This is a genomic window from Streptomyces beijiangensis, from assembly GCF_017315755.1.
GTDB lineage: Bacteria > Actinomycetota > Actinomycetes > Streptomycetales > Streptomycetaceae > Streptomyces > Streptomyces beijiangensis.
Map to the genome: position 1 here is coordinate 1 of NZ_JAFLRJ010000419.1, position 11,143 is coordinate 11,143.

Genomic DNA, 11,143 nt, shown 5'->3' on the forward strand with positions numbered 1-11,143 from the left:
CCGCCCGGCGCTCCGGGCGGGTGACCAGCCCACGCCACCAGACCCGTGCGACGGAGCGGAGCTCACCATGAACACGCTCGCCCTGTCCGGGCTCCTCTCCCTCATCTCCGCGGTGGCCTACGCCGGCGGGGCGATCGTCCAAGAACGCATCGCCGCCACCTCACCCGACCACCCCTACGCACCCCTGCACCGTCCCGGCTGGTGGGCCGCGGTAGGACTGAACGCTCTGGGCGCGGTACTCCACGTGGCGGCACTCGCCTACGGACCGCTGACCCTCGTACAGCCGCTGGGCGCCCTGGCCATCGTCTTCGTGCTGCCACTGGCCGCCCTGTTCGTCCAGCGCAGAGCCAGAACCACCGCCTGGTGCGGAGCGATCGTGGCGTCCCTTGGCCTCGTGGGCCTGCTGACCCTCACCACGAGCGCAATGTCATCGTCACTCGACGAAGCCCAGCGCATCACGATCGCCCTCACCACCCTCGGCGCCATGGCCGCTCTCGTGGCGGCCGCGCGCGCCGCGCGCCGCCACCCGGTGCTGCGCGGCGTACTCCTCGCAGCGGCGGCCGGCGTGGCCTTCGGGATCGCCTCCGTCTTCACCAAGACCGCCACAGTCGGCTGGGACGAGGGCTCGACAGCCGGGCAGCTCCCGAGCCTGGTCATCATCGGGGCGCTCGCGACCGCAGGAACACTCCTCTCGCAAGCCGCATACCGCGGAGCCGGCCTCGCCGCACCGCTGGCAGTGGTGACGGCGACGAACCCGGTGGTGGCAGTCGTCGTGGGCCTCACGCTGTTCGGAGAAACGTTCCGTGACGGCTCGGCCGGCACCGTACTCGCCGTGTGCTGCGGGGCTGTTGCGGTAGCCGGGCTGATCGTGCTGGCGGCAGAGAGACCAGGAAACACACCACACCGCACCAGCCGCCCCGTGACGACCGGACACGGAACAAGCACCGACACCCTCACGAAGACGAAAGTGCGGGCATGACCACACCTTCACCACTTTCCGACCAGTCCCCGGTCGTTCAGGCCGCTTATCGTGCGCGTGCTGCTGCGGCGGATCTCGCCCCGTTGCCGCGTGCCGCCAAGGATGATGCGCTGCTGGCGGTGGCGGACGCGCTGGAGGTGCGGACCGCCGAGATCGTCGAGGCGAACGCGGTGGACGTGGCGAAGGCGCGGGCCGCGGGGACCGGCGAGTCGGTTGTCGACCGGCTCACGCTGACTCCGGAGCGGATCCGTGCGATTGCCGCGGATGTGCGGGAGGTGGCGGCGCTGGCGGATCCGGTGGGTGAGGTGGTGCGTGGCTCGACGTTGCCCAATGGGATTGATCTGCGGCAGGTGCGGGTGCCGTTGGGGGTGGTCGGGATCATTTATGAGGCCCGGCCCAATGTCACGGTCGATGCGGCGGCGTTGTGTCTGAAGTCCGGCAACGCGGTGCTGTTGCGGGGTTCTTCGTCGGCTTATGCCTCGAATACGGCGCTGGTGCGGGTGTTGCGCGATGCGGTGGGTGGTTCGGGGTTGCCGGCGGATGCTGTGCAGTTGGTGCCGGGTGAGTCCCGGGAGTCGGTGGGGGAGTTGATGCGGGCGCGCGGCATGGTGGATGTGCTGATCCCGCGTGGCGGTGCGTCGCTGATCCGTACGGTGGTGGAGCAGTCGATGGTGCCGGTCATCGAGACCGGTACCGGTAACTGTCATGTGTATGTGGATGCGACGGCGGATGTCGATATGGCGGTTGCGATCCTGGTCAATTCCAAGGCGCAGCGGCCTTCGGTGTGCAATGCGGCCGAGACGTTGTTGGTGCACCGGGATATCGCGGAGGTGTTCGTGCCGCGGGCGTTGGCGGCGCTGGCGGAGGCGGGGGTCACGGTGCATGGCGATGAGCGGATGGTGGCGTTCGCCGAGGGGTCGAAGGCGTCGGTGGTGGCGGCCACCGTCGAGGACTGGGAGAGGGAGTATCTGTCGTATGACATCGCGGCGGCGGTTGTGGATTCGCTGGAGACGGCGGTGCATCACATCCGGTTGTGGAGTTCGGGGCATACGGAGGCGATCGTGACGTCGTCGCAGCAGGCGGCGCGGCGCTTCACCCAGCTCGTGGACTCGGCCGCGGTCGCGGTGAACGCCTCGACCCGGTTCACCGACGGGGGGCAGTTCGGATTCGGTGCGGAGATCGGGATCTCCACGCAGAAACTCCATGCGCGCGGGCCGATGGGGCTGCCCGAGCTGACCTCGACGAAGTACATCGTGACCGGCGACGGCCACATCCGGTGAAGCGATCACCCGGTTCGGCGCCCGTAGGACGTCGACTCCGCGAAAGTGTCACAACAATTCGCGTGCACTCTCCTGAACCGGATCCGGGGATCCCAGGTGGCCTGGACCGCCGACCGGGGCAGCGCCACGCAGTGCCGCCTCGACCCGGCGGTTGCTGGTCATGGTCGCCGTGACGGCGGTCATGGTGAGCAGGAGACCGGCGGCGGCGTAGAGCGGGGTGCGCACGTCGTACGTGGTGGCCAGCCAGCCGCCGAGGAAGGCGCCGAACGGCGCGGCGCACATGGCGAGCATGCGGGAAGTGGAGGCGACCCGGCCCATCAGGTGCGCCGGGACGATCGCCTGCCGCAGGGAGGGTCCGAGCACCATCGTGGCGCCCATGCCCGCCCCGCAGACGGCGAGCGCGAGCCCGGCCACATACGGATTCGGAGCGGCGGCCAGCCCCAGGACGGCCAGCCCCTCGACCGCGGCCGTGCAGGTCAGCGCGGTACCGGTGCCAAGTCGTCGGCCCAGGAAGGAGGCGATGCCCGCACCGAGCAGACCGCCGGTGGCCTCCGCCGTGAGAAGCAGGCCGAAGCCGAAAGCACCGATGCCGAGACGATCGTGCGCGAAGAGGGCGAGTACGGTCTCCACCGCGAGGAAGGCCACGTTCCCGACCGCCGGACGCAGTGCGAGCCCGAGCAGCAACCGATTCCGGAAGACGTAGGAGGCCCCGGCCCGCGCCTGCCGCAGCAGCGACTCACGGGCCTGCGGTACGGGCCGGGGCGCGGAAGGCAACGACCGTACGAGCAGTGCGGAGAGCGCGAACGACACCGCATCGGCGAGCAGCGGAACCGCCCGCCCGAGCGCCAGCAGCGCACTGCCCAAGGGCGGCCCCGCGAAGCCGGACGCGGCGGTCTGGGCGCCGCGCAGACGGGAGTTGGCGCGCTCCAGGAGCGCGGGGTCGCGGCCGAGCAGATCCGGCAGATAGGCCGTGGCGGCCGTATCGAAGAAGAGCGCGCCGAGGCCGAGCAGGAAGGCGACGGCCGCGAGCAGCGAAATGCTCAGCACATCGAGCGCGGCCGCCGCCACCGGTATCGCGAGCAGCACCGCACGCGCCGCGTCCGCGACCCACATCGTGCGCCGGCGGTCCCAGCGGTCCACCAGCGCACCGCCGAGCACCCCGAACAGCAGCCACGGCAGCGTCCCGGCGGCCGTGACGACGGCGAGCGCCATCGGATCCCGCGTCAACGTCAGCGCGAGCAGCGGCAGCGCGGCATGCATCACCCCGTCACCGAGCGAAGACACCGTCTGCGCGGTCCACAGCCGTCCGAACCCGGCCGGCAACTTCCCTGCCTCCGAGGTCACTTGGAGCCCCCCTCGGCCTGCTCGCGCGGCGCCGGGTGGAACAGCGCGAAGGCGAGCGACACGTCCGGCAGCAACGGATCGGACAGCTCCCGGTACTCGTCAGCCAGCGCCTGCAGCCGCACCCCCAGCTCCGCGAACTGCTCCCCGGTGAGCCGCAGATGCGCCATCCGTACGTGCCGCTCGCCATCCACCGGCGCCGCCTCCAGGTCCGCCACCGCCTGCCGCATCAGCACATCCGGCTGCCCCGCCCCCGGATCCGGCAGCACGATCGCCCGTGCGGCCATCGCGTAGTACCGCTCGGTGACCCCCCGCACCTTCCGCGTCCGCACCACCTTCACCAGGCCGGCCCGCTCGAGCAGCCGCACGTGATAGCTGGAACTCCCCTTCGCGAGGCCCACCTGCGCGGCGATCTGCGTAATCGTCGCCGGCTCGAAGCGGAGCAGGGCCATGATCCGGTGACGCGTGAGGTTGGAGACGGCGCGCAGCTGCTCGTCGGTGGTGACGTGAAGCGTCTCGGGAAGATCGTCGGCAGGCATGTGCCCAATGGTCAACGATCCTTGACCATTAATCAAGGGGTCCCGTACGGCTTTCCGGACTTCACGTCCGGCGCGAGAAGCCTTCGCTCCCGCGAGTGAGAAGCTGTGTCTGCATGACAGGTCGCGCAGGTGCACCAGCTGCCCGCAGTCCTCACCCGCACCGACACCAGAAGCCGCCCAACAGCGGTGTCCGGCCCACGCGGCCACCACCGGTCACCAGAGCTACGAGGCCGGCGTGAGCCGGATGCTCTCCGCCGCGCTGACCGGCCCGGCCTGACCGGGCCCCGCGCAAGTCACGTCACCTGCTGCCGCTTCATCAGATAGGTACGGGTCGGGCCGTACTTGCCCGGATCCGTGTGGGTCATCGCCACGGCCTCCCACCCCTCACTGCCCAACCGGTTGAGGAACGCCACGACGGCCTCGGGATCAACCTCCGCACCCTGGCCCCTCGGACCTGTCCAGACCCCGTTCTGCCGCCAGCGGAGCCGCAGCTCGCCGTACTCCCACAGCGTCATCATGCCGACCATCGTCCAACAGCACCCCCGGTGACGTGACCTGATCCAGAAGACTCGGAGAGCGGCTCACCTGTCACCATCGGGCGCCGGAAAAGAACATCGATTTCGGGAGTTCGGAGTTCGGAGCCCGGGGCGCCGGTGGCGATCGGCCAAGCGGAAACTGTGATCATCGGCCCGAGGCCGGAGAGCTCGTGGCTGCCGCCCGCCACCGGCGGCAACCTGCCGATGGCCGCCGGAATCACCTGGTAAGCATCTCGCCGTGCCGGCGGAGGGCAACGGCCTCGCAAGGCGCCGGCCCGGAACCAACAGGAAGCAACGGCAACCGGGTTGAGGTCACAGCAATCGGTCGACCAGCCCGTCGACGTAGTCCGGGGTGAGCGGGCCCATGCCGAGCAAAACGCGGATATACATCGGGGCCATGATGTGGTCCACCACGCCGAACGCGTCGGGTGCGTGCTCGCCGCGCTCGCGGGCGCGATCGAGCATGGACTGCAGTTGCCGGGTGCGTTCGGCGAGGAGGTCGTCACGCGCCTGCAGGCCCTGCTGACCGTTGCTCGACAGGGCGACGGCCAGGCGCACCACCGCCAGACCGTCGGGTCCGGTGATCTCGCGGGCCACTTGGGCCGCGTACGTACGCAGGTCGCCGGCCAGGCTCCCGGTGTCGGGCATCGGCGAACGCGTATTGAGGCGGGTGAGCGCCACGTCGGTGAGCAGGGTTTCCAGGCCGCCCCACCGGCGGTAGATGCTGCTGTCGGCCACACCCGCGCGGGCTGCGACCTCGCCGACGGTGAAGTTGCCGTAGCCGCGCTCACTGATCAGCTCGGTGACCGCCTGGTGCACCTCCGCGCCGACGCGGGCGCTGCGCCCGCCGGGCCGCTGGGCTCGCTGTCGCTCGTTCATGCCCCCACCTTAACGCAGTTGATACTTGCGTTTGCGAGGCAATCCTCCCTATAGTCACCTAACGCAGCCCCCGACTGCGTTAGAGCGCTGGAGGCTGACCCCGTCAGCTGTGGAGAGGCGCAACCAGCGATTGAGAGGAATCCCCATGGCTGCACCGCCTGAGGCCGTAGGCAGTCGACCAAACCGGGCCGTGCTGCTCACGGTGACCTGCCTGGGCCAATTCATGGTCCTGCTCGACAACACGATTGTTGGAGCAGCGCTGCCCGATATGCAGCACCGGCTGCACACTCAGCTGACCGGTCTGCAATGGATCGTCGACGCGTACGTACTGCTGGTCGCCATGCTGCTGCTGTCCGGCGGAATCTTCGCCGACAAGTTCGGCCGCAAGCGGGTGTACCTGACCGGCGTGGCGGTGTTCACCACCGCGTCGGTGCTGTGCAGCCTCGCGCCCTCGGTCGGCTGGCTGGTCGCCGGCCGGGTGCTGCAGGGCATCGGAGCCGCAGCGCTGAGCCCCGCCTCGCTCGCCCTGCTCGCCGCCGCCTATCCCGTGCCACAAGAACGAATCAAGGCGATCGGGCTGTGGGCCGGATTCAGCGGAATCGGTCTGGCCGCAGGCCCCGTGGCCGGCGGCGTGCTGACAGACGCCTTCGGCTGGCCCGCCATCTTCCTGGTCAACCTGCCCATCGGCGTGGTCCTTCTGCTGGTCGGTCTGCGCAGCCTTGAAGAAGCCCGCAATCCGAACGCCCCCGCGATCGACATCCCGGGAACGGTGCTGTCCGTTCTGGGAGTGGGGGCGCTGACCTACGGGCTCATCGAGGGTGGTGCCCGCGGCTGGACGTCGCCGGTGATCCTGGGCAGCTTCACCGCCGCGGTGATCCTCCTCGCCGCCTTCGTCGCCGTCGAAGCGCGTCGTTCCGCTCCGATGCTGCCCCTGCGGCTGTTCAGGCAGCGCCTGTTCACCGTGTCCAACACCGCCATGGTCGTGGTGGGGTTCGCGCTCATGGGTTCGTCGTTCTTCTTCTCCCAGTTCTTCGTGTACGTCCAGGGCAGCTCGATCCTGCGCGCCGGCCTGCAGACCCTGCCGGTATCCCTCGCCATGGTGATCGTCAGCCCGTACGCGGGCCGGCTCGCCGCCCGGAACGGCTTCCGCATCGTGGTGACCACCGGCCTGGTCCTGGCCGGCCTGGGACTGCTGGCGCTCGGCATGGTGCACGCCGACACCGGCTACGGCAACGTGTGGTGGCGGCTGGCAGTCGTCGGCACCGGCTTCGCCCTGACCATGTCCCCACTGACGGGAGCCGCCATCCAAGCAGTCAGCCCGCAGGAAGGCGGCCTCGCATCAGGCATCAGCAGCACCACCCGGCAGATCGGCGCGGTGCTCGGCGTGGCGGTACTCGGAGCCGTCGTCCGCACCCGCCAATCCGGCGGCGCCTCCTTCGAGACCGGCCTCAACAGCGCCTTCCTCGCCGCCGGCACCGTCACTTTGGCCACCGCCGCGTTCACCGGCCTGTGGCTGGCGAAGTCCAAGCCCGCGGAAGGCTCCGCGGCGCCGCAACGTTCCACCGGTCCAGATGCAGTCACCACCTCGAACGAGACATCCGCGAACAGCCGTTGACGGCGTCAGCGACATCCTCTTTTGGCCACTCATCTTCCGCAGGCACACCGGCTTTCAAGCATGCTGTACCGCAGAACGAAATTGGATCCACAGAAAAGTGGGTCATGCGCGGATGGGACGCAGCCTCAGGGTCTGCCTTGCAGCATGTGAGCGATCATGCCTGAGAGTTTCTGCCCCTTCAAATTCATTGACGACCACTGGGTCGTCGGCGATTCGGGCACATATCTCTGTACTTGGTGGTTGCACACAGAGGAGCACGCGGATACTTCGTGACGGGTGCAGCGGACTGGGGCGGACCTGGCGCGCGGCGATGCGGTGAGCAGTAGAACGTGGCAGTCGGCCGAACGCAGCCTGGGTTTCCGCCGCGCGGTTCTCAATCAACTGGCTTCGTTCACGTTCAGCAGCGGCGTTTGACCGCGAGTTCGGGAGTCGCTTTTCGGTCTTGGTGCATCGATAAGTTCACGAGTTTGGGAGGCACTTGGGCCGAGATGTCAGTGCCTGCCGGTAGCGTCGCGGCCCATGAGTGATCAACGACAGGTAGTGGTTGTCCGTAGGGCTGAGCACCAGGACGTGGACGGACTCGTCGAGTGCAGTAGCGCGTTGTTCGCTGAGGACGCCGGGACTCGCGATCCAAGCATCAACATCGATTGGCCTCGTGAACATGGCCCCCAACGGTTCGCCACCGGCATAGACGATCCGAACCGGCTGTTGCTCGTCGCCACTTGCGAGGGCGCGGTTGTGGGGCATCTCGTAGGTGCGCTGGGTGAAGCATCTGCGATGAAGCCGGTGAAGTTCGCGACGCTGGTGAGCATGTATGTGCAACCCGGGTTTCGCCGGAGCCGGATCGGAGGACGTCTGGTCGCGGAGTTCTCCGGCTGGGCGAAGGAATCAGGGGCCGAAGCCGCCGAGGTGACGGCATACTCGAGCAACGCCGAGGCCATAAAGTTCTACGAGCGCAACGGCTTCGCGCCTCAGTCAGTGACTTTGCAGACGTCTTTGTAGGTGGTGGTCCTGACGGGCGCCTGCCCGCCAGGACCACCCTTCTCCGGCGCGAAGAACGAGATTACAGTCAGCTGGCCTTCGTGGGCTCCTCGGCCCGAGCCCTGGTGCTGGCGAGGCGGTAGGAGCACTGGACGGGAACTGGGATGTCAGGGCTTACGCCAAGGACCTCGCCTGGTCGGCCGTCGGCAGCGCGAACACTTGGCGGGAGGCGTACGGGGCCAGTGCCATCGTCCGCGGCCCGTCCGTCCGAGTCGTGGGTCCCGCCAACAGCATCAGGCACGCCGTCGTCCAGCAGTCGATTCGTACAAAGTGGGGGCGAAACTTACGGGAACATGTCAGTCAACGCTGGCTTCAACACCGCCTTCTGTGGTTCGGGCAGCGCCAGCCTCGGAACGATGGTCGGGGGTGCTGACCGCGTGAGCACAACGAGAGCAGAGGGAGCCCAGGCCATGACGGGAAAACCAAAGTCCGCAGGACATTCCGGCGTGCACCCCGAAGTGCTGCGCCGGAAGTCCTATCCGGCCATGTCCTGGGTGTGCACTCTGTTCTTCGGCATCCTCGGCTGCGCCGTCGCCGGACTCACGACACGGACCAGCGGCGGCCCGCTGGCCGGCAGCGCCACCGCCTTCATTGCGGTGACGGTGGCCCGCCGGATCCTTGGCTCGAGGATCATCCTCGGTGACCGGGTGACCGTCGTGAATCCGCTCATCACGTACCGAATGCCCTACCGGGCTATCCGCGAAGTGAGCACCAACAGAAGCGGCACTCTGACCCTGATGGGAGCCGATGGGGAACCTGTCTATGCCAGTGCCTTCGGTGGTTCCCTGCTCGACTCCTTTGTCGGCAGTACGGATCGCGCGGTGGAACGCATCAACGCCGCCCGTCGCGCGGGCACCTCACGCCGTACGGAGCCCGGAGCAACTGTAAAGAACCACGGAATGACTCACGCCTGGACTGCGGATGTCTTCCTCGCCCTCGCCATAGCGTGCGCGGTGGCTGCCGTGGTGATCGGTGTCTGAAGCAGCACATCTGCACGGCGGAAGGGGTCAGACTCACCGGAGTCTGGCCCCATCCGACCATGAAATGGTCGCCATCTGCTCACCGGGGGCCGGCGGAAGAGCCGTGGCAGCGCTGGGAGTTCGAGCGCGTGTCCGACGACCTCTGGCGCCGTACGGACGACATCGGGTGACGCTCGCCCGCCTGCGCCGTTTCCTCGGCTCGCTCCTGGTCGCCTGACTAGGCCCTGTTCTCGTAATAGTGGCGCGGGACGGGTGCAGGTCAGGAACCCTTTTTCAGGGGCGGCCGGCGGCCTCTTGAGGGATCACGTCGTGAAGCACCGACTGCACCCCGGTGACCAAGAGCGTGATGCAGACCACGGCTAGCATGAAGGGCTAGGGCGCACCGACGAGGGAACCGACAAGGGCGCCGATTCCGCCCAGGCCGGCCGGTGCGGCGGGTGTCGCAAGCCGAGGAGCGCGGATGGTTGTCGGGGGTGGTGGACGATGCTCTCCCAGTTGAGGACCCGGAGACTGAGCTGGAACGGTCCAATGGCCAGTTCACAGGCCGGGAGCCCGTGGCACAGATACCGGAGCCGGCCGCGAGGGACGAGGAACACCAGGCCGCCGAGGCGGCCGCTCGCATCGAGGCGGACCGGGTGCTCCTGGAACACCTGCGTCAGCGCGGTTTCACCGGCCCGTCCTACCTGCAGTTCGAGTCGGCCCTCGTCGACTACGCGCTTCCCGTGATGAAGAAGTGGATGCGTACCGGCGAGATCTTCAAGCAGTGCCGCCAGCAGGGGCGCCCCGTCCATGCACGAGAAGGGCTGTCGCAACGGGACCGTGACGACCGGCACGAACTGGCCTCGCTGACGGTGGCCCACGCACTGAAGCACTTCCGGGACCACGCGCTCATCAAAGCGAAGTGGCGGCCCACGGGCGACTGGCTGTTCTGAAGGATTCCGCGCTTCCCGCCCTCGTTGAGACATCGGGAAGCACGGTCTCCATAGGGGAAATTGACGGACGAGGTCAATCCGAGATCTCACAGAACGAAGCGTTTGAGGATGCCATGCCAGAAAGTTCATACCCGCGAGTAATGAATGGATGGGGCAACGCTCCGATCTCCTGTCCTGATGAGGAGTGGGTATCCCAATATGCGGCTGCTCGACTACTAGGGATCTCAGCATTCCGGGTGGGGTGGCGAATTGCTTGCGGCTATTTGGTCCCTGCTCATAATAGTAGAAGCGAGGCCGGAGTCACACGATCGAGTATTGACAGGGATCGCGAGTGGTTTGCGACGGCCTCACGAAGGGCCAAAGCCTTCCGGATATTCAAGGGACTGGTGCGCTGGTTCTGAATAGGGCTGGGGACTCGCGCGGTGGCCTGAGAGCTGAGACTGCCCGTACTTGCCAGGTTCCGGGCTGGGAAAGCGATGACCTCCGCCCGGGCGCCTGGCAGTCCGGCTACGCATCTACCAGATCCGCCCGCCACCACCGGCGGCTCGAGAGCAAGACGCTCCAGGACGGCACGATGTGCCTTGATCACGAGGGGTACACTCGCGTCGTTCAGACACGCACTCTTCCTGTCGGTCCCGAACGAAACGAAGCCCTGATCTGGATGGGTATAGTTGTGAATTCGCCTTTGGCGTGAGCGCAATTGACGGGTCGTCAAACGACAAGAGCGACCCAGCTGCAGCGTAACATCCGGCGCTGAGACGGAATCATCCGTTCCTTGGCTGCGAGGGACAGGCATACTATTGATGCGTGGGGCAGACAGACTGCAGATCTGGGATCTCAAGTGCAGCTTGATCTGGCTGAACATACCTTGCTCAATTGTATTGAGATTAAGCAAAATTGACAGGTCGTCAAACAGCGTGGTCGCTGTATCTAACTGTGGCCAGACTATGAAATATGCGGAGCGTATTTCATCCCGTGAAATCGCGGAGCGATTTCCGGAGGCCGAATTGCGGAGCAATTC

The 11,143-nt window shown here is 67.2% G+C and carries 10 protein-coding genes; 6 read left to right on the top strand and 4 right to left on the bottom strand.

Annotated features, from left to right (window positions below):
- Positions 1–979: DMT family transporter (locus J0695_RS33290; RefSeq protein WP_372445859.1), on the top strand; the 979-nt coding region annotated here is incomplete at its 5' end.
- Positions 976–2,259 (top strand): glutamate-5-semialdehyde dehydrogenase, encoded by a 1,284-nt coding sequence (locus J0695_RS33295; protein WP_206968496.1) that lies wholly within the window; start codon positions 976–978, stop codon positions 2,257–2,259. The genes J0695_RS33290 and J0695_RS33295, both read left to right, overlap by 4 nt.
- Positions 2,260–2,307: 48 nt before the next feature.
- On the opposite strand, the gene J0695_RS33300 is transcribed toward J0695_RS33295, so the two are convergent.
- From J0695_RS33300 to J0695_RS33315, 4 genes are all read right to left on the bottom strand, one after another.
- Positions 2,308–3,603 carry an MFS transporter gene (locus J0695_RS33300; protein ID WP_206968497.1) on the bottom strand — a complete coding sequence of 432 codons (1,296 nt, stop codon included), beginning with the start codon at positions 3,601–3,603 and terminating at the stop codon, positions 2,308–2,310.
- Complete coding sequence (locus tag J0695_RS33305) at positions 3,600–4,139, bottom strand: ArsR/SmtB family transcription factor (RefSeq protein ID WP_206968498.1); 540 nt, start codon at positions 4,137–4,139, stop codon at positions 3,600–3,602. Before J0695_RS33305 ends, J0695_RS33300 begins: the two co-directional genes overlap by 4 nt.
- A gap of 293 nt (positions 4,140–4,432) precedes the next feature.
- Positions 4,433–4,657 carry a hypothetical protein gene (locus J0695_RS33310; protein WP_206968499.1) on the bottom strand — a complete coding sequence of 75 codons (225 nt, stop codon included), beginning with the start codon at positions 4,655–4,657 and terminating at the stop codon, positions 4,433–4,435.
- A gap of 330 nt (positions 4,658–4,987) precedes the next feature.
- A complete protein-coding gene (locus J0695_RS33315; protein WP_206968500.1) occupies positions 4,988–5,554 on the bottom strand; it encodes a TetR/AcrR family transcriptional regulator in 567 nt (188 codons plus the stop codon).
- A 145-nt stretch (positions 5,555–5,699) separates the two neighbouring features.
- On the opposite strand from J0695_RS33315, the gene J0695_RS33320 reads away from it, so the two are divergent.
- The 4 genes from J0695_RS33320 to J0695_RS33335 all read left to right on the top strand — a co-directional run bounded on the left by J0695_RS33320 (position 5,700) and on the right by J0695_RS33335 (position 10,122).
- Positions 5,700–7,169: an MFS transporter gene (locus J0695_RS33320; RefSeq protein WP_206968501.1), complete on the top strand. Its 1,470-nt coding sequence runs from the start codon at positions 5,700–5,702 to the stop codon at positions 7,167–7,169.
- Between the two features lie 570 nt (positions 7,170–7,739).
- Positions 7,740–8,171: a GNAT family N-acetyltransferase gene (locus tag J0695_RS33325; protein ID WP_307798849.1), complete on the top strand. Its 432-nt coding sequence runs from the start codon at positions 7,740–7,742 to the stop codon at positions 8,169–8,171.
- Positions 8,172–8,620: 449 nt separating this feature from the next.
- Entirely contained in the window at positions 8,621–9,190 is a 570-nt protein-coding gene (locus tag J0695_RS33330) for a PH domain-containing protein (protein ID WP_206968503.1), read from the top strand.
- A gap of 554 nt (positions 9,191–9,744) precedes the next feature.
- Positions 9,745–10,122 carry a hypothetical protein gene (locus tag J0695_RS33335; RefSeq protein WP_206968504.1) on the top strand — a complete coding sequence of 126 codons (378 nt, stop codon included), beginning with the start codon at positions 9,745–9,747 and terminating at the stop codon, positions 10,120–10,122.
- Positions 10,123–11,143: the final 1,021 nt, after the last annotated feature.

Bases quoted from the DNA above. Each gene is read 5' to 3' on its own strand.
- J0695_RS33295 (WP_206968496.1), top strand. From the start codon at position 976: ATGACCACACCTTCACCACTTTCCGACCAGTCCCCGGTCGTTCAGGCC.
- J0695_RS33310 (WP_206968499.1), bottom strand. From the start codon at position 4,657: ATGATGACGCTGTGGGAGTACGGCGAGCTGCGGCTCCGCTGGCGGCAG.
- J0695_RS33315 (WP_206968500.1), bottom strand. From the start codon at position 5,554: ATGAACGAGCGACAGCGAGCCCAGCGGCCCGGCGGGCGCAGCGCCCGC.
- J0695_RS33305 (WP_206968498.1), bottom strand. From the start codon at position 4,139: ATGCCTGCCGACGATCTTCCCGAGACGCTTCACGTCACCACCGACGAG.
- J0695_RS33320 (WP_206968501.1), top strand. From the start codon at position 5,700: ATGGCTGCACCGCCTGAGGCCGTAGGCAGTCGACCAAACCGGGCCGTG.
- J0695_RS33330 (WP_206968503.1), top strand. From the start codon at position 8,621: ATGACGGGAAAACCAAAGTCCGCAGGACATTCCGGCGTGCACCCCGAA.